The 18,080-nt window shown below is 36.0% G+C and carries 16 protein-coding genes and 1 pseudogene; 11 read left to right on the top strand and 6 right to left on the bottom strand.

All coding sequences use genetic code 11. From position 1 onward, the window contains the following. The first annotated feature begins 555 nt into the window (after nucleotides 1-555). The 3 genes from HGD76_RS10185 to HGD76_RS10175 all read left to right on the top strand — a co-directional run bounded on the left by HGD76_RS10185 (nucleotide 556) and on the right by HGD76_RS10175 (nucleotide 2,481). Entirely contained in the window at nucleotides 556-1,695 is a 1,140-nt protein-coding gene (locus HGD76_RS10185) for a hypothetical protein (protein WP_168695704.1), read from the top strand. Nucleotides 1,696-1,804: 109 nt separating this feature from the next. Continuing rightward, on the top strand, nucleotides 1,805-2,137 hold the full coding sequence (locus HGD76_RS10180; protein ID WP_267904372.1) for a DUF5674 family protein: 333 nt from the start codon (nucleotides 1,805-1,807) through the stop codon (nucleotides 2,135-2,137). Then, nucleotides 2,134-2,481: a hypothetical protein gene (locus HGD76_RS10175; protein WP_168695703.1), complete on the top strand. Its 348-nt coding sequence runs from the start codon at nucleotides 2,134-2,136 to the stop codon at nucleotides 2,479-2,481. The genes HGD76_RS10180 and HGD76_RS10175 overlap by 4 nt, the downstream gene beginning before the upstream one ends. A gap of 151 nt (nucleotides 2,482-2,632) precedes the next feature. Here HGD76_RS10175 and HGD76_RS10170 read toward each other — a convergent pair whose 3' ends face one another. The 6 genes and pseudogenes from HGD76_RS10170 to HGD76_RS10145 all read right to left on the bottom strand — a co-directional run bounded on the left by HGD76_RS10170 (nucleotide 2,633) and on the right by HGD76_RS10145 (nucleotide 7,723). Continuing rightward, nucleotides 2,633-4,189 (bottom strand): AAA family ATPase, encoded by a 1,557-nt coding sequence (locus tag HGD76_RS10170; protein ID WP_168697418.1) that lies wholly within the window; start codon nucleotides 4,187-4,189, stop codon nucleotides 2,633-2,635. A 144-nt stretch (nucleotides 4,190-4,333) separates the two neighbouring features. Next, the gene (locus HGD76_RS10165; protein ID WP_148761910.1) at nucleotides 4,334-4,744 is read right to left on the bottom strand and encodes a hypothetical protein; all 411 of its coding nucleotides are present in this window, start codon (nucleotides 4,742-4,744) and stop codon (nucleotides 4,334-4,336) included. Nucleotides 4,745-5,053: 309 nt separating this feature from the next. Next, nucleotides 5,054-5,563 (bottom strand): annotated as a pseudogene (locus tag HGD76_RS10160) (nickel-dependent hydrogenase large subunit); the annotation flags it as partial. Between the two features lie 247 nt (nucleotides 5,564-5,810). Further along, nucleotides 5,811-6,773: an NADH-quinone oxidoreductase subunit B family protein gene (locus HGD76_RS10155; RefSeq protein WP_015079375.1), complete on the bottom strand. Its 963-nt coding sequence runs from the start codon at nucleotides 6,771-6,773 to the stop codon at nucleotides 5,811-5,813. A 233-nt stretch (nucleotides 6,774-7,006) separates the two neighbouring features. Continuing rightward, nucleotides 7,007-7,210, bottom strand: coding sequence for an RNA-binding S4 domain-containing protein (locus HGD76_RS10150; RefSeq protein ID WP_015079376.1), 204 nt, complete (start codon nucleotides 7,208-7,210; stop codon nucleotides 7,007-7,009). Nucleotides 7,211-7,261: 51 nt separating this feature from the next. Then, a complete protein-coding gene (locus tag HGD76_RS10145; RefSeq protein WP_168695701.1) occupies nucleotides 7,262-7,723 on the bottom strand; it encodes a nitrate reductase associated protein in 462 nt (153 codons plus the stop codon). Between the two features lie 103 nt (nucleotides 7,724-7,826). On the opposite strand from HGD76_RS10145, the gene HGD76_RS10140 reads away from it, so the two are divergent. The 8 genes from HGD76_RS10140 (at nucleotide 7,827) to HGD76_RS10105 (ending at nucleotide 18,031) form a co-directional block, all read left to right on the top strand. Then, complete coding sequence (locus tag HGD76_RS10140) at nucleotides 7,827-8,432, top strand: molybdenum cofactor guanylyltransferase (RefSeq protein WP_148761920.1); 606 nt, start codon at nucleotides 7,827-7,829, stop codon at nucleotides 8,430-8,432. Nucleotides 8,433-8,848: 416 nt separating this feature from the next. Further along, nucleotides 8,849-9,628: an HpsJ-like protein, cyanoexosortase A-associated gene (gene hpsJ-A / locus HGD76_RS10135; RefSeq protein WP_168695700.1), complete on the top strand. Its 780-nt coding sequence runs from the start codon at nucleotides 8,849-8,851 to the stop codon at nucleotides 9,626-9,628. A gap of 22 nt (nucleotides 9,629-9,650) precedes the next feature. Further along, nucleotides 9,651-11,246, top strand: coding sequence for an archaeosortase/exosortase family protein (locus HGD76_RS10130; RefSeq protein ID WP_210967762.1), 1,596 nt, complete (start codon nucleotides 9,651-9,653; stop codon nucleotides 11,244-11,246). Between the two features lie 634 nt (nucleotides 11,247-11,880). Then, a complete protein-coding gene (locus HGD76_RS10125) occupies nucleotides 11,881-12,486 on the top strand; it encodes a hypothetical protein (protein ID WP_168695698.1) in 606 nt (201 codons plus the stop codon). 545 nt (nucleotides 12,487-13,031) lie between these two features. Next, the gene (locus tag HGD76_RS10120; protein WP_168695697.1) at nucleotides 13,032-14,012 is read left to right on the top strand and encodes a hypothetical protein; all 981 of its coding nucleotides are present in this window, start codon (nucleotides 13,032-13,034) and stop codon (nucleotides 14,010-14,012) included. 21 nt (nucleotides 14,013-14,033) lie between these two features. Further along, nucleotides 14,034-14,297: an asr0689 family protein gene (locus HGD76_RS10115; protein WP_015079382.1), complete on the top strand. Its 264-nt coding sequence runs from the start codon at nucleotides 14,034-14,036 to the stop codon at nucleotides 14,295-14,297. Nucleotides 14,298-14,305: 8 nt separating this feature from the next. Beyond that, on the top strand, nucleotides 14,306-14,530 hold the full coding sequence (locus HGD76_RS10110) for a hypothetical protein (protein WP_015079383.1): 225 nt from the start codon (nucleotides 14,306-14,308) through the stop codon (nucleotides 14,528-14,530). Between the two features lie 267 nt (nucleotides 14,531-14,797). Further along, nucleotides 14,798-18,031: a type ISP restriction/modification enzyme gene (locus HGD76_RS10105; protein WP_168695696.1), complete on the top strand. Its 3,234-nt coding sequence runs from the start codon at nucleotides 14,798-14,800 to the stop codon at nucleotides 18,029-18,031. Nucleotides 18,032-18,080 lie beyond the last annotated feature (49 nt).

Below are 18,080 nucleotides of genomic sequence, written 5' to 3'. Positions count from 1 at the left end.
CAATGTTCATTTTTCTAAAATTTGTCTGATTTGAGTTAAAGCTATTTCTCCAGAAATTGGTTCAACGGTATGATTCCGTATTTCATTCCGGCATTTTTTAGCTTCTGTGTTCCAATTTTTTTCGATATTTTCATCAATATTAGATTCTAGTGAATACTTTATTTCTAATCATCAGGTTTTGCGCGAACTGCTTGGGTAATCTTGACTCAAGAAGATTGGGAAATTATTGCTTCAGTTGCGGCGGATTCGTTGAAGCAGCAAATTATAAATCAGGTTTTAGTTGAGAAAATTTCGGCGTAGTGAGGGGAAGAGAAATGTTAATGGCGATCGCATCGCCCCACATCACTAAAAACAGCGATTCCATGAAAGGTTGAATTTGGAGGTGGAAAAGTGGAAATTGTTGGGAAGTAAAAATTTAGAGGACTACAAATTATCAGAGTCGCTTTAGTTATCCCCTTACTACTGTTCGTAAATCCTAAATTTCGAGAGTTAACACCCACTGAAATTACTATTGCCAGTCTCGTTGCGCTCGGAGGCGGGTATTTCCTCGATCTATTGCCAGTCGAGACAGCTAATGGATTAATTCCCTCGGCATTCCTGCTTTTATGGTGCGTAGCTTGGGGGATTATCCAGTACGATTATCAGCAAAAATATAATAAAGAATTAAAAATTAGAGAATATTGGACTAAAGAGCGTATTCAAGAATTGAACAAACAATATAAAGACTTGCAAACAGCAGACTTTGAAATACATCAAGAGTTAAAGTCTTTACGACACGAATATAATCTATCAATTATCAAAGAAAAAGAGTTAAGTATTTTATCCATTTCTTCATTTGACCAACTTATTTCAAGAATCAGGAATAGAAATAGTAGTAATGAATTATTATATATGCCTTCTATTCTTTCCCAAGAAAGAATAGAAATACAATTAGAAATGGTAGGAAAAATATACGAAAAATCACCAACAAAAATCGAAGAAGAATTACTAAATGAATATTCATCGAACAGATCCAGATATATAACAAGTTCATTATTCTCATTGGGACAAGAAGAATTTAAAGAAGAAATTAAAAGACAATTAGAAAGAATAAAAACAATTAACAGTAGCTCATCAAGTGAAATTGAAGAAATCTTACGAAAACAATATCAAAAATTGAGTTTTTCTGATATTCTTGATTTTTTAAATATAGAATCTTCAAGGCTTGATATTAATTCTTATAATTTTAATAAAAAATTACAAGAAAAATTGCAAACAAAGGTACGGCGTAGAACTAACATTCTATCATTTTCTGTTGATAAAAAATTGGTGAAATTATGGTTTGAAAAGATGATAATTCAAGGAGATATTATAGTTTTAAATACACTGAAAAGCTTTTTGAATTCATCCACCTTTAAGATACCGTTCAACATTAGAAGAATTACCCTGAAAGCCTCTAGGGACACACTACGATTTTTGTTTGTTATTTCACTTCAAGCCTCAATCTTTTATGTTGTGAATTTCTGGATTTCAAGCCGAATCAAAGATTATTATCATTATTTTTTGGTCGGAAGTTTGGTAGTTTATCTTGGCGTGATGGCATTTCATCTAATCCATAGATGTTTGGTAGAAACTCCTGTCTTATCGGTCATTGAGAGGATGAGCGATTTCGCTTTCAATGGGCTTAAATGGCTCGATACTCCTTATCGCTATTAAGTAGAGAATCTTAGCTTAGATTATCAAGGGATTGAAATAGGATCACATTAATATCATTTAAGGTAATATGAGAGAATGATTTAATAAATGGACTCGTATTTTACCCTTGATAATTCATATTTTACAAGAACCTGCAACACCTATCCAAATCAACGAGATGCTTCAAGCCAATCGTTTCTATATTAAAACAGCCGTAGATATACGCCATCAAATTTTAGCAGGTGGAGGTGAAATGCACTCTGACTGCGAAACTATTTTACTGGAGAATAGAAGTCAACAGCAGGATATTTGGGGCGCGAGTTGGAATCCTATTTCTCAAGAAATTTTCTATGAATCAATGGTAAATCTCCGGCCACGTCAAAATAGATCAATGGAAATTTTAGATCCGACAATTCGTGAACAAGTCAAACAAATCATCCACAAATTATTAGGAGGTTTATGAATAACTGGACTGTAGAACAAATTACCTTTCGTTGTGAGCGTCTTTCTGTACGTCTGGAAAGATTAGCACAGAACTTTCTGCAAATGGCATCTCTCAGTTTAAATGAATTTAATGGAGAAGCGGTACTTGAGATTATTAGAGAAAGTAAAGTGTTTTTAGAATTGACAGCCATTGATTTAGATGTAGATAATGCCTTTAAATTAGCTCAAATGCAACGTCAATTATCTCGATGGCATATTCATTGGTTGTCAATTTGGGCAAGTGATTCTAGTCGTCTGGAAATTTCCACCTTGTCTCAAACCTGGGCAAATCGAATTAGGGAAATGGCACGAGTTCTAGTTTAAATTCCCATCTCTTAACCGTTTAACGTCACTATTAAACATCTTTGAGAAAAGCGATTCGCGCAAGCTGCTGCAAGCAGTTCTGCAAAATTCTTTCTTTGCGTTCTCTTCTCTGCGTCTCTGCGTCTCTGCGTGAGACAAAAAATATTTATACTCAAGCCCGAATCACAGTAATCCGACGTTGATTTTCTGTCACCACAACCTCAGTTGATAAACGTTCTTCCATTGGTAGGGCATTTTTCCGCCTATCAAACACAAATAACCAACCAAAATCCAACCCCAAACGCCCTAAATAAGACTCTAATTGTTCAATCCCATCAGTTTGGGGGTCACGCTTTTTTTCTCGCCATACCTTTAACTCAATACCTAACGTTACATCTTTATAACGCAGACATAAATCCATTCTGTCACTACCAATGGCATATTCCCTTTCTAAGATTCCCCCACCATTAATAACACGATGTAAAAAAGCCATTAATACAATATGCGGTGCAATTTCATGATATCCCGTACTACCTAATAATGGTTCTCCATGTTGTCGCCAAAACTTGAGAAATGCTGTTAATAAAGCGTCTATATTTAACTCCCCTTCCGGTGTTAACCAAGTCGGTGCAATCATTGGTAAAGAAGCCATTGGTGTCACTGTTAATACTCTGGGTAACACTTCCCGATAAATGGGATTAGCAATAGTTAAACCTCCGTAGGGGTGCATTTTACATAATCCCAAATCCATCACAAATTGAATATCATCATTGGGTATATCTCCTAATTCTAAACCTGCTAACATTGGTTCAATAATTGCTTTTATCCTGGGTTCTCGTAACCGTTCAGCTAAACTATCTAAATGAGTATCTTGACGAGTAATTAATATTTCTTTTGCTTTTAAAATGTGTTCTTTTGTAATAGCAATATTTCTATCTTTAACCATTTTTTCTACAACTTCTTTAGCCAAAGCATTCACTAACCAAGGTTGTCCTTGGGTTAAATCAAAGGCTGTTGCTGTAGCTTCAGGAGTGAAAATTTGTCCTGTTGCTGCTGTATGTTGTTGATATAGTTCTCCCACTTCTTCAATATTAAAATTTCGCATAGTTATAGAAGCAACTTTAATATTAAAAGGACTGGATGTATTGAGTCGTTCACTACCACCAGATGCGACTTTATAATCTCGTACATCTCTTAAACCAATTAATCCTACAGATGAGGGAAAATTTTCTGGACGATTGGGAAAACCATCTCTTAATTGTCGTAAAACTGAAATTAATGTTTGATCTTGCAAAGAATCAATTTCATCTATAAACAATACTAAAGGGCGGGTTAAAACTTTTGCCCAACCTCTTAAAAAAGCCTTAATTCTATTTCCTGGTTCTTCCTGTTGCCATTGTTTAGCAGGTGGTTGTAATTCTTTAGGTAAACGGATAGAAATTGTATCATACCAAGTTCCCAAAATCGCCAATTCTGCCGCACCGGGGTCATGATTAAATGCACTTCCTACTTCCACTGATACCATGACTGCGGTATAATTTCCGGTGGCGGTAAGTTGCTGTGCTAGGGCTAACATTGCGGTGGTTTTCCCTGTTTGTCGTGGTGCATGAAGGACAAAATAACTTTCTTGTTCAATCAGTAACGATAAATCAGGGAGACGAATTGTAGCTGAGATGGTATAGTTTTTTTCGGGGTTACATGGACCTGCAATATTAAACCAGCGAGACATCATGATTTTGGCAGTTGGTGAACTCTTTAAGTTTAGACGATTTTGGGGTTAAGGATGGCAGGGAAGTCAGAATCAAACGCAGATAAACGCAGATGAACACAGATAATTTTGTGCATCATTTAGATTAGGAAATGCTATATCCCTTCAATTTAAATCATGACCTGTTGGTGGTGATAGATCCATTACTTCGGTAAACCGGGAATATTTCACCTCACTGGTTGGGGGAAACTGTGCGGAAATACCCATTAAGCCGACTTTGATATCCTCAAAGAAAATCACACCACCTATTCGTCCGCTGGCTTGGAATGGGCCATGGAAAAATTGATGTCGGGGAATATGGATAAGGAGAGAGTTGGTAATTTTGACGTTTTGACCAAATAGTTGTTGACAGGTTGTTTTGACAACTGCATCTATATATTGATTCTGGACACGTTGACCCAAGTTGATGAATTCGGGATGATCTGCAAAATGATCCATGTAATATGTCCAGATGTTAGACAAGTCTTTGTCTTCAGTGAGGATTTGCTTGAGTTCCTGCCATCGTTTGAAATTCATAATGGGTAAGAAGATTAAAAGAGGATGGGTGCATTAGATTATTCTTTGCGTACTAAAAATTTACCACAGTTATGTGATAGCGAAGCACGACCTAGGAATTGCTTCCAGTGCGCTGAAGGCATCGCTAATCTAGAGTTAGGGAAAAATTAGGTAATATTTGAAAACACCAAATAACTGTTAGTAGATAAAAATAAATAGACTTATGATATGGCTGGGGTGGTTTTATTGCCTAATTTAAGGAAAAGCCAGGGAATAATCAGACCTATCCTCAGAAATCCTGACTATATCAGCAATTCCCCAATTTATTTCCATATAACTGCTGTGCGGCCATTGTCCACCTAATAAAGCGTAGATTTCTACCGGTTTACTAGAAATTGTAATGCCGATTTCATAAGATTTACCTGTGAAGGCAGCAAAGCGCCGACAAGCCTCATCATAAAAGTGACTCCGGCGATAATTTTTATTAGTTAAATCAATGGCAAATAAGCCATAAAAGTAGCGAGGAATACTTTGGATTGTTTCGACAATTTGCCCTAAGTTTCTGGCTAAAATAGCATTTCTGGGAACTTCTGTTCCCCAAGCTGTATCTAAAGCCCAAGATGCAGAACTGAGGTGAGAACCGCCACAAATTCCACAAATTCTAGGAGTAACAATTAACCCCGCTTGAGGATCTTTACCGCGTAAAATTATTTCAAACCCGCGAAAAAGTTCGGCATGAGTCCAAGCGTTTGTCACATATCCATTTTCGATTTCGACACGCACATCTAAATCACCCTCGACTCTACCGACAGGTGAAATATCTAAGGTTTGAATTGGCATATTTGTCCTTTGTTAGTTGTCATTAGAATTTTTGTTTCGCGCAAAGACGCAAAGGGGCAAAGGCGCAAAGAATATAATTGTGGCAATAATTCTCTTAACCACTGACTAATGACTAAGTGGGTGAACACAATAGAACCAATCTGTGTAAAGAAAAGTAAAATCCCCCAAACCCTCTTCACTATTGCCTATTGCCTCTTACCTTGCCATAAGGACGATTTTTAATGCTAACCTACTTACTGACCAATGACTAAACTGTAAAAAAGTCTTCGTCTGCCCATTTTGGGGCTGTGTTTTTGGCAACAACGGTGAGGACTGCGTAATCTTTGTGGTTGACTCCGGGGGGTATTTCTTTGGGTACTCCCATGACGGTTTGGGTTTTAAAGACTGTTCCGGGTTTGAGGTCGAAAAAGGGAAATTCAGGTTCTGTGCAGCCTAAACAGGGCATTCCGGCGCGGGTTTTGGAGGAGACGCGATTCCAGAGAATGCGGTTACAGGAGGCATGAGTCATGGGACCACGACAACCTAAGTCGTAAAATAGACAACCTTTCCGTTGTCCAAATTCGGTGGTTGTGGCTTTATATGCAAAGTGAATGTTGCGGGTACAACCGGTTTCGGCGTAGGTGTTGAAGAAGGTTTGGGGACGGTGCAGTTCATCAAGAACTATATCATCAATTCGACCAGTGGCGATCGCTACTAATATCTGCGTTATCCAGTCGGGGTGTGCGGGACAACCAGGAATATTAATTATCGGTAAGCCGGCTTGACTGACAAAATCTTTACCTAAAAAACCGCCTTCTTCCCGTTTGAGAAATTGCAGTCCTTTGGAGTCGCTGGGGTTGGGTGACATAGCGGGAATTCCTCCCCAACTTGCACAGTCTCCCACAGCCACAATAAATTTCGCAACTTTGGCTAAATCGTTTAACCAATCTTTCATGGGACGGTCGGCAAACCGGTTCCATTCTCCTGTACCATTAGGGGCGTTAACTACGCTACCTTCAAATACCAAAATATCTACAGGAATTTTACCAGAAATACAGTCCCATAAAAGGGTTTTGACGTTTTCACCTAATTCTACACCCAAGGAAGGATGCCAAAGTATTTTCATCCCGAAATCAGCAATTAAATCACAAGCTGTTGGTTCTTCGGCATTTAGAAACGACATGGTGTCACCCGAACAAGCACCACCTTGTAACCAGAGTACATTAGTCATTAGCTATGTGTTTCTATATATGTTGACAATGCACAATTAAAGAAGTTCTGTAGGGGTATAATTTCCCTTTTGAGAGGATTTACTTGTAGAGAATGACCTATTGATCAATATTTATTATTTTAAATTAAGGTGTTATTTAAAGCAATTAATTTTTTGGAAATAAAAATTAAGAATTAGCATAATTGGATGTTATGGTCAGAAAAGTAGTGAGGGCAAAATCATAGATATCGAAATTAATCAACGGTATCTGATAGTATTTCCCCAACTTTTAAAGTTTTTCCTGCTACTGTTACTTGATCATCATCTCCTAATTTTCGTCCTCTGCGCGTTTCCACTACACCATTAACTTTAACCTCACCATCAACAATCATCCATTTAGCTTGACCTCCGGTAGAGGTGATACCGGAAAACTTTAAAAACTGGTCGAGTTTAATCATTTGCTTTTACCCACTACTTAAAAAGTATTATTTATAGCAATATATCAGAATTTAGGATTTTGGCAACAATTTAAATTCTTGCAAAGCCGGTAAGAAGTTTTTATTTTCATGGCTAGGACGACTCAGTTTAATCAAGGCAAAACGCTGTAAACTAGTTAAGCTTGCCCATGCCTCAGTTGTGATAATCACACCTATTTCCTGGGCTTTTGCGTGAATACTGCTGGGAATAGCGGTATTATCCATCCATGCTGGATGAGTTTCAATGGGTAATTCGGCTACTGGTTTACCAGTGAGTTGCAATACCAACTCTTGAATATAATGTCTGTAATCATGAATTTGACCATCTGTATCGCAAGGTAATATCGCTAAATTTTGACGTGATTCTTGATTCATCTGATTCCATTCTGCTAATTTTAGCTTAATACCGCAAGTGTCTAATTTATAGCGCACTTGCATAGGAATACAACGCCAAGAATCAACAAAATCTGCTTCAAATTCAAAAAAATATGTCATAAAATTGATGATAATGATAGTTATAAATTATAGATTTATATAATTATTGTAAACAATTTATGAGAAACTACAGTTAATTTTTATTAAATAGAATCCAAACATTATGAATATTGATTTAAAGCGTGATGTTACTACTATTGTTTTAGCAGGTGGTAAAAGCACTCGCATGGGTAGAGATAAGGCTTTAATTCCCATGGTCGGTGTCCCCATGTTGCAATTAATTTGTACTATTGCTGAAGCTTGCACTGATAAAGTTTATATAGTAACTCCCTGGCCAGAACGTTATCAAGAATTGCTAACACCTAAAAGTCAATTTATTCCAGAAGTTCCTTTACCTGGGGAAACTGGAAATGAACCCCGCACTCATGGACCACTTGTAGGTTTTATACAAGGTTTAGCAGCAGTAAAAACAAATTGGGTTCTATTATTAGCTTGTGATTTACCAAATTTGCGGCTAGAAATATTACAAGATTGGATATCTAAATTAGATACAATTCCCGAAAATAAAATGGCGGCTTTAGTCAAAAATAATCAAATTTGGCAGCCTTTATGTGGTTTTTATCGTCGTCGTTGTTTACCGGAATTAAATCAGTATGTTGAAGAAGGTGGACGTTCTTTTCAGCAGTGGTTAAAGTCTTATTCCGTAGAAGTATTACCTTTGGAAGATTCACAAATGTTATTTAATTTTAACAAGAATATCCCCGAATAATAAAACCCAGGTATACAAGTAGACCCTAACAATACTGTAGCCAAAAAATAGGATGAAGAGAGGGCTGATGTAGTAGAGTTATTGACAAGGTATTGATGCTATGTTAGAACTGGTAAGGTATTTTTACTGCATGGCTACAGTATTGTTTTATGTTATATAATTTCCCTGATTATACTCAAGATGGCTGAATCGTTTGCTTCTATAGAGGTAGGAATTTAGCAATGCTAAACCCCTACACATCTGGATTTTTCGTAATCTTGTAAAAGTTCAAATCTCAGCCGTCATGAGGATAAATTCCAGTAAATTGCAGGTAAATGAGGTACAACTTTTAATCACAAAGCCTTGCACTTAAAGGGCTTTACCGCCGATAGCTGCTGTAATTATCAACTTTGCATTCAAAAGGAACATTAAGATCGATGAATTTTAGAGATATCAAAGAAAATATTGGTTATTTTATTTTCTCTTCTGTCAAGAACTTCAGGGCATTTTTCGGTCGAGTTAACTGGGGAGGTCTTTTATCAAATACTAGTGACTTGACTGTTCTATTACCAATTATTGGCTATGGAATTGTGATAATGTCATTCATAGATTTTATCTATGTGATTGTCCCACCTCAACTCCAAAACCCTGAATGGGAACTCAACGCCATTAGTCTCCTCACTCAGCATAGTTGGGTTTTTTTGATTGGCTTAGGGTTTATTTTTACTCTTTACTTTCGTGACAATCGAGGTGATATCCGCTTCCTAGAAATTGTTTTTTTGAGATTTATCCGCTGGGTGATTCTGCTCATGGGAATCGCCTTTTTTGCCTTAATTCCCCTGACTTTCTTAAATACGCAACGAGTCCTAAAAGTGGTCAATGATCAAATCACCGAACAGAGAAATAACCGTGTTGAACAAATAACCCAAATCGAAAAGCGTCTTGCTTCAGGGGTTAGCGCAGAACAAATCAAGCTGTTCGCTAAAAATATCAACATGAGTCCAGATGACTTAAATTTACCAACTCCTCAGCTTAAAAATACAATTCAAAAAAACTTAGCCAGTGCAAAAAAGACAATCTCCCAAGAAGCAGCCCTAAACCAGCGAGGGCAGTGGAAGAATAGATGGAAAAGTAGCTTGAGAACAGTTATTGCTCTCCTAATTATTGCTGTTACCTTTGTGATTGTTTGGCTTAAAATAGGACGGGCTTGTATTTAGAATGTTGAAAACGATATTAGCAATGACAGGTAAAATAGAAAAGTTTAGGGAAGTTAATTTTCTGAATTATACTTTCTTCATTCTATTTATTTTTGGGTTAGTAACTTCAACTCACCTAACACTCTATTGGCGAGTTGAACAAAATGCTAACGATTGGTTCTTTCAACTATTGTTATATGCAAGTGTCATATTCCACATTTACGAGAGACGGAATAACCTTGCTTTCGTCAGCCAGTTTCCTGCTAATTTTGTTGGTTGTTGTTTAATTATTATTCCCTACATCAATGCGAAATTTTCAGTTCAAGAAATCTCTATTTTTTGGTACTGTCTCCCCTTGATTAGTGCTATTGGTTTGGCTTTATTAGCATCAGGATTTGAGGGAATTAAACAATTTAAGCGAGAATTAGCAGTAATTGCTATATTTCCCTTGATTTTCGTCTTTGTCAAATTATTGGGAATGCTGATTCGGATTACGGTAATCTCCGCCAAACTTACTTCTTATCTTTTATGGTACTTGGGCTTTAATTCCGCTACTCAAGGCGCTCTTGTTTCTGTTAATAATGGGGTAATTGATATTTTATCAGAATGCACGGCGATACCACTTTTAATCATGCTATTAAAATTTTCTTTCGTGCTGGCCATTCTTTTTCCCTCTTATCTGAAAAATATTTATTTGCCTTTTATTCTTTCAGTGCTTATTAGTGTTATTTTGTCCGTGATCCGATTGGTTATTATAGCACTAGTGGTGACAGATAAACCTGCATTTAATTATTGGCATGGTTCTCAAGGTGGTGATATTTTTGCTTTACTTTCGTTCCTATCCTTTGGGGCAGTGATTCTTTTCCTATCACCCAGTCAAATTCCATCGTCACTGACAAAAGCCCCCCCTCAAAAGTCTCAGCCAGAAAAGTCTCAGCCAGTATCCTGGTTAATTGTACTAACAGGTATCGGTTTGATCATCATTTTATTTAATTTTTGTATCCATCCCAACGCGGGCTTGAGTCAAACCGCCGTCTATCGTTTTCCGTCACAAATTCCTCTCCCTGGTTGGCAATTCATGGCTAGTGAACCTCTATCTTTATCGTCAAAGCAACTAGCCCAGGAGAATAATCGTCCTCTACTAAACACAGATATCGAAACCGATAAGACGAAGGATATCTTGTTAGGACAAATTTATCATTACCAAAAAGCCGGTCAGGGCTTAACTGCTAACTTTTACTATGTCCCTTCTAGCTTAGGTGATGTCAAAGAATACTATCAGCAATTTAGTTATCTACCTAATTTACCTAAGCTGATAAAGCCCGTTCAAAAAGTGAACCTCAAAGGTGATCATTTAGAGTTTTTTGATCAACAAAACCGCTATTTGACGGCCTGCATTAATTCCTTGGGAAAAAGTACAGTGACAGTATCTCAATTCGCTGCCCATTTTTATCGTCCTTACCTAAATCCCTCTCAATGGTTGAATCTATTGAACGGTAAACAAACTTTCCGTGACCGTCGCTGTATCTGGGGGCAACTTTCGTTAACTAAGGCTGATACTAGTGATGTTGAATTAGAAACTGCTTGGCAGGCTTTATTATCTTATTGGCAGAGTAATTTTCCTAAGTTGAAACTCTAGTAATTAGACATCTCCAAAAATTAAATATGCGTGACCTGTAGAGACGTTCCATGGAACGTCTCTACAATCTTTAGGGGAGATGTCTATTACCCATATACAGCACTTCCCGGTGTTATGAGGTACATATCTAGCGGGCAAGATGCCCGCACTACAAGAGTTTCATGATTCAACTTTGTACCTCATAAGAGCGGAAACCGCTGTATAACAATATGTAAAGTTACCTTGATGCCTTATTTTGGTTGATTTTTAGCCATATTACCTCAGAGGATGTTTGAAAAGTGGTATTCCGTAATTTTCATCACATTGCTACCCCCCTTTCCCCTTGTAAAGGGGGGAAACAATAAAAATCCAGTTCCCTCCCCTTTACAAGGGGAGGGTTAGGGTGGGGTAAAAAATATTTGATACATCAACCATAACTTTTCAAACACCCTCTCAGTAAAAAATATTTTGATGGTTTTTTACTGAGGTAATAATGTATGATATAGTCATGTTACTTTTAGAGTTTTCTCTGTTCTCTATTAGCGGCATATACTGGGATTTTTTCGGCACATTATTTCAATCTCATGTTTTTAAACATGAGTTTTTCCATTTGCCCGTTCCCTGTTCCATCTGAATTTTTACCTAAAAAATCAACATGAAAGTTTTTACCCCCCCCATAATCGCTAAAACCCTTGCTCTGACTAGCTTTGCTTCTTTATCTGTCATGGTGGCTGCTCCTGCCCAAGCGATTACTTTTTCGGGAGATACAACAGGCGCTCCTACGTGGAATCGCCCAAATGAGAATGGAAGCAATCCCCCTGCTGAATTATCAGATACAGTTACTGCCGTCCCCTATCAAGTGCAAAATTTCTTTGTGGATACTACTGGGGCTTACAATTTTCTTAGTACTAGTACAGCCTTCGATAACTACACCTTTCTCTATCAGAATAGCTTTAGTGCAGCTAGTCCCCTAACTAATGTCATTATCGGTAATGATGACAATCCAAACATTTTTAATTCTGGCTTTAATGGGGTTAACCTGACGGCAGGTACTCAGTATTATTTCGTGAATACGGGATACAGTGACAATCATTTCGGTGCTTACGATTCTAGCATTACCGGGGTTGGGAATGTCACTCTGGCTGCTGTGCCTTGGGAAACCGACGCTCTTCCTGTGGTGGGTAGTACGGTGCTTTTTGGTGCGGGTATGTGGGCTAAACGCAAATTTGCTCAAAAAAAGATCGGGATTGAAAACGCTTAAATTGTTTTATTGTTGATAAATAGTCAGAACCCACTTAGAGGTTGTTTGAAAAGTATCAGATGAAACCCATAATTTCCAAAAACCTAACCCCCCTGCCCCCCTTCCCTGCAAGGGAATGGGGGTTTTAAAGCCTCTCCCCTTGCAGGGGAGAGGTTTGGAGAGGGGTCAATTTATACATTCAAAACTTTTCAAACATCCTCTTAATGAGTGGGTTTTTTATTCTGGTTTTAATTTTATGTCAATTTTGATAACTGCTAGATAAATCACGAATTTGAGGATAGAAAGGCAACTCCTTTTATTGGTAAATTCACTCTAGATTTTTATAATCCAATTGTTTTATATTGGATGGGGGGTTGTGTCTAGAACGAAATAACCCCACCCCCAACCCCTCCCCGCAAGCGAGGAGGGGGGCATGATGTGTTTTATTTAAGTGCATACGACTGTAAGAAATTGGGGAATTTGTATCAACTCGAAAACTGCGTAAATCGGCTTAGTTAATAACCCTAATATATGGGTGATCATAACTCCATTCCCCAGGCAAATTTATGACTTCTAGTATTACAGATTCATTTGTGAAAGCTGCTATTGCGTCCATATCTTCAGAGTCAGCAACAACAGCCGAAAAAATCCAAATGCTAATAGAAATAGCACAAGGTTTTCAAAAGAAGCCGAAAACAGCACAAGATTTACATAATGCAATTGGGCTATTTGACCGCGCTTATCAAATGTGTGGGGATGACTATGTTTTACTGAAAGCACGGGCTAAGGTGGGCATGGCAGGGTCATTACAGATGATTCCTGACGGGGGTTCTCAATTTTTGCAACAAGCACGGGCAGATTATCAGGAAGCTTTGCCGATTTTACAACAATTGGCAACGGCGGAGGAAGTAGCCGCAGTGCAGATGAATTTGGGGTTAGTTTTCCAATCTTTAGTTCCCTATAATTTAGCCCAGATAACTGAGAGTATTCATGCTTATCATGAGGCTTTGCGGGTGTTTACTTGGGAAAATTACCCTCAGGAATATGCGATTTTACATAATAACATAGCGATCGCTTATCTTTCCATGCCCATGTCGTCGGCACAGGAATCTTTGCGTCAAGGTTTAGCGGTTCAGTCTTTTGAAATTGCCCTCAAGCATATTAACTTAATTGACCATCCTAGAGAGTATGCAATGTTGCAAAATAATTTAGGAAATGCTTTACAATATTTAGTAAGTTCTCATCCTATCGAAAATAATTTACGGGCTGTTTTAGCTTACAATGAAGCTTTAAAAGTGCGTAATTTGCAAGATACACCGTTAGAATATGCGAATACAATTTCTAACAAAGCTAACCTTCTCTTCAACTTACCTGACGACCCCGAAAAACCAGAATTAGGGAATCCCCAAAATCTCTTAAAGGCAGAAGAATACTATCAAGAAGCTTGGCGAATATTTACAGAACATCAGCAATTAGAACAAGCCGAAATAGTAGCCAAAGCCCTCCAAGATTTAACTGCGGAAATTCAAGCATTTTCATTAAATTAAACCCTAAATAGGAGAATATCTATGTTTGAATTAGTAAATGATCCAGTATTTCTCAAATTTCTGCATAGTTTAAATACAGAATTAAATCTCACTACAGGATTTACTTGGTTAATCATTGCTGTGATTTTATCAATGATTGGTGGTGCAATTGGTGGAATTATCCTTGCGGGTAAAGATATCGGATACCAATTTGCAGCCATAATTGGTAGTTTATTTGCACCAGCAGGGGTAATTCCTGCGGTAATTTTAGGGTTATTTGTCCTGAATTTATTAGCCAATCATTAGGAGCATATATGTTAGCATTAACTTGGTTTTCTATGCAGTTATTTTTCAAGGGTAAACTATTCCGTGACCCTATATATTTTCTGCGTCAAATTATTATTGCTAGTGGTATTGGTACGGTTATATTAGTATTATTAGCACAAGCCTCAATTCCTCTTTGTATTCCCGTTACTGTGGCTAGTTTGACTACGGGTGCAATTATGCCTTTTTTGTTGCAAGATTTTAGAATGAAATGAATGAAGAAACTAACCACAGAGGACACAGAGGACACGGAGAAATAAGAGTTTGAGAGGTTCATAAATGTGGAGATGTTTTATTAAATGTCTCTACAAGTTTTGCGGCATAGATTTTTTGGGTTTTTAATATTTATCTCACTAAAAAATGATACTTTATTAAAGAATTCGGGGACTATTACTAAATGTAATCTTTTACTACAATTTGATAAATCTTAAAAAATATGTGCTATCCTCAAAGGAAAATTATTTATTAATATTCCAGGGATTATGTCTGATTTCAATAACTATATCCAAGACTTGCAAGAAAATAGCCAACGCGGTGGAGAACGTAGTCATTACCCCAGTCTAAAACGTCTAGTTGAGGATTTAATGATTGGTATTAATGCCAGAATTGAAGAGAAAGGTAATCAAGCAGGAATCCCTGATTTAACTATTAGAAAAAATGATCGAATTTTGGGATATATAGAAGCTAAAGATATTCATATTGATTTAGGTAAAATCCAAAAAACTGCACAAATCAAACGTTATTTAGAATCCAATATTGGTTACAATTTGATTTTAACTAATTATCTAGAATTTTGGTGGTATGTCGACGGAGAATGTGAAAAAACTGCTAAACTAGCTGATTTAGAACAAGGTGAAATTATTCTAATTGATAATTTACAACCTATCAGAGAATTACTGCAATTATTCCTAAATCAAAAAGCCAAAGATATTAATAATTATTATGATTTGGCTAAGGAAATGGCAGCTTATACTAAAACCATTAGAAACGCAATTCAATCATCTTTAGAAATAGAAACAACTACAGAAGAATTAAATCAATTAAAATCAACATTTAAGAAATTACTACTTTTAGATATAGATAATGATAAATTTGCAGATATGTATGCCCAAACTATTGCTTATGGGTTATTTACTGCGAAAATTGGTCATGCACAAAACCCTGGACAATTTGCATTTAATCGCACTACAGCCAGTATTTATATTACTGATAGAATCCCTTTTTTAAAGGGTTTATTTGATTTGGTTTTAGGAACTGATAGTGTTAGTAAAATTCACAAATCAATTGAGAATTTAATAGACTTATTTAACACAATAGACATGACCAATATTTTAGAAAACTTTGGTCAGGAAACCCGCACAGAAGACCCAGTTATTCACTTTTATGAAACATTTTTAGCTGCTTATGAATCTTCATTAAGGAAAAGTAGAGGAGTTTATTATACTCCTGAACCTGTAGTTAATTTTATTGTTCGTTCTGTTGATGATATTTTAGATAAAGTCTTTGATTTAGAATATGGTTTAGGAAATCGCAAAGTCACAATTCTTGACCCCGCAACTGGAACAGGAACATTTTTATATGCAGTTATTAAACAAATTCGTGATAATGTTGCTAATTTTGATATCCGTCAATGGAATAATTTTTTAAGAGGTGCAAGACTTTTAAACCGTCTATTTGGATTTGAATTATTAATGACTCCCTATACTATAGCGCATTTAAAATTAGGTTTATTATTAGGAGATTTAGGTTATAAATTTGTACCAGAGGAAAGATTAAAAGTTTATTTAACAAATGCGTTAGAAGCAGGAATAAAGGAAGGTGATTTAATTCCTGGTATTACTCAAATAATTGCGAAAGAATCCAGTCAAGCAGGAAAAGTAAAAACAGAAATTCCGGTAATGGTGGTATTAGGAAATCCTCCTTATTCTGTCAGTTCTCAAAATGCTAGTAAACGCAAAAGAGTTTTAAATCAAGATGAAAGATATTTAGCAGATGTTGAATATACTGGTTCAGCTTGGAATCGGATTTACAAAACAGGAAAAGCGGGTAAAACCATTACGGAATTAACCCATATTGGGGAACTTTTAGAATTATATAAAGGTAGAGTCAGACTAGAAAAAGAAAAGAATATTCAACCTTTAGATGATGATTATATTAAATTTATTCGTTTTGCTCAATATCAAATTCAAAAAACACCTAAAGGCTATGGTATTATTGGTTTTATTACTAATCATTCCTATCTCAATGGTTTAATTCATAGAGGTATGAGGGAAGAATTATTAAAGTATTTTGATACTTTATATATCATGGATTTACATGGTAATTCTTTATTAAAAGAAACCACACCAGAGGGAAATGTTGATCAAAATGTTTTTGATATTCAACAAGGTGTAGCGATTTTAATTGCTGTGCGCGAAAAAAGCGAACCTGATTATTTTTCTACGGCTTATAAATCCAGAGATGGAATTAAGGAAATGGCTAAGGTGTTATATTATGATCTTTGGGGAAGTCGTGAGGATAAATATAAGTTTTTAGAATCTGCGAGTTTAAATAATGTTAATTGGATAGAGTTACAACCAACTGCACCAAATTACTTTTTTGCACCGAAAGATTTTGAAATAATCCAAGAGTATAATAAGTTAATCCCAATAACAGATATATTTTTATTGTCTAAGAATGGTATTCAATCAGGACATGATTATTTTGCTATAGCTTACGACAAAAAAGAATTAGAAAAAAGAGTTCAAGACTTTTATTCATCATCAATTACTAATAATGAAATTCAAACCTATTATGAATTAACAGATAAAGCAGGTTGGACATTAAATGCAGAAAGAAAAACTGCTTTTATTGAAAGATATAATTCTGATTTACTTAAACCATATTGTTATAGATTATTTGATAACAGATGGATTTATTTTAGTAAGAGGATTCTCAAAAGACCTGTTAAAGAAGTAATGCAACATTTAATTCATCCTAACTTAGCATTAATTTGTTGCAGACAACAAGCAGAAATGGGATTTAGACACATATTTGTAACTAATTTTCTGGGAGACTGTAATGCAATATCATTAAGTTCAAGAGAATTTAACTATTACTTTCCTCTCTACACATACCCAAATACAGAAAATGATCAAACAAATCTTTTTCTGGAAAAAACTCCCAACCTATCCCCAAAATTCCTAGAAGCTATCAAAGAAAAACTTGGTAAAATACCAACTCCAGAAAAAATATTTTACTATGCTTATGCTATATTTCACAGTCCAACCTATCGTACTAGATACGCTGAATTTCTAAAGATAGATTTTCCGCGTCTTCCCTTAACCAGTAATCAAAAACTCTTTCATGAATTAGCTATCAAAGGAGAAGAATTAGTTAATTTACATTTAATGAAATCTGATAAACTCAATACCTTAATCACAACATACCAAACCATAGAAGATAATCAAGTTAGCGAAGTTACCTATAATTCCGAATTGCAAAGAGTTTATATCAATAAACAGAGTTATTTTACCGATATTCCTCCACATATTTGGGAATTTAAAATAGGAGGATATCAAGTATTAGATAAATGGTTAAAAGACCGAAAAAATGCTAATAGAAAATTATCTGTTGAGGAAATTAACCATTATCAAAAAATTGTCATTGCTTTAACAGCAACTTTACAACTAATGCAGGAGATTGATAGAATTATTCCAGGTTTTCCCATAGAGTAAAAAAATGTTATAATTAATATGTATTGTCTTGTAAAAACCCAAGCAGTAA

This window comes from Dolichospermum flos-aquae CCAP 1403/13F (genome assembly GCF_012516395.1).
Lineage (GTDB): Bacteria > Cyanobacteriota > Cyanobacteriia > Cyanobacteriales > Nostocaceae > Dolichospermum > Dolichospermum lemmermannii.
The sequence above is the reverse complement of the archived record's forward strand: the minus strand, read 5'-3'. Positions and strand labels throughout refer to the sequence as shown.

What these genes read in the sequence shown, in the direction of transcription:
- HGD76_RS10175 (WP_168695703.1), top strand. Translation starts at nt 2,134, where the DNA reads ATGAATAACTGGACTGTAGAACAAATTACCTTTCGTTGTGAGCGTCTT.
- HGD76_RS10170 (WP_168697418.1), bottom strand. Translation starts at nt 4,189, where the DNA reads ATGTCTCGCTGGTTTAATATTGCAGGTCCATGTAACCCCGAAAAAAAC.
- HGD76_RS10165 (WP_148761910.1), bottom strand. Translation starts at nt 4,744, where the DNA reads ATGAATTTCAAACGATGGCAGGAACTCAAGCAAATCCTCACTGAAGAC.
- HGD76_RS10155 (WP_015079375.1), bottom strand. Translation starts at nt 6,773, where the DNA reads ATGACTAATGTACTCTGGTTACAAGGTGGTGCTTGTTCGGGTGACACC.
- HGD76_RS10150 (WP_015079376.1), bottom strand. Translation starts at nt 7,210, where the DNA reads ATGATTAAACTCGACCAGTTTTTAAAGTTTTCCGGTATCACCTCTACC.
- HGD76_RS10145 (WP_168695701.1), bottom strand. Translation starts at nt 7,723, where the DNA reads ATGACATATTTTTTTGAATTTGAAGCAGATTTTGTTGATTCTTGGCGT.
- HGD76_RS10140 (WP_148761920.1), top strand. Translation starts at nt 7,827, where the DNA reads ATGAATATTGATTTAAAGCGTGATGTTACTACTATTGTTTTAGCAGGT.
- hpsJ-A (WP_168695700.1), top strand. Translation starts at nt 8,849, where the DNA reads ATGAATTTTAGAGATATCAAAGAAAATATTGGTTATTTTATTTTCTCT.
- HGD76_RS10130 (WP_210967762.1), top strand. Translation starts at nt 9,651, where the DNA reads ATGACAGGTAAAATAGAAAAGTTTAGGGAAGTTAATTTTCTGAATTAT.
- HGD76_RS10125 (WP_168695698.1), top strand. Translation starts at nt 11,881, where the DNA reads ATGAAAGTTTTTACCCCCCCCATAATCGCTAAAACCCTTGCTCTGACT.
- HGD76_RS10120 (WP_168695697.1), top strand. Translation starts at nt 13,032, where the DNA reads ATGACTTCTAGTATTACAGATTCATTTGTGAAAGCTGCTATTGCGTCC.
- HGD76_RS10115 (WP_015079382.1), top strand. Translation starts at nt 14,034, where the DNA reads ATGTTTGAATTAGTAAATGATCCAGTATTTCTCAAATTTCTGCATAGT.
- HGD76_RS10110 (WP_015079383.1), top strand. Translation starts at nt 14,306, where the DNA reads ATGTTAGCATTAACTTGGTTTTCTATGCAGTTATTTTTCAAGGGTAAA.
- HGD76_RS10105 (WP_168695696.1), top strand. Translation starts at nt 14,798, where the DNA reads ATGTCTGATTTCAATAACTATATCCAAGACTTGCAAGAAAATAGCCAA.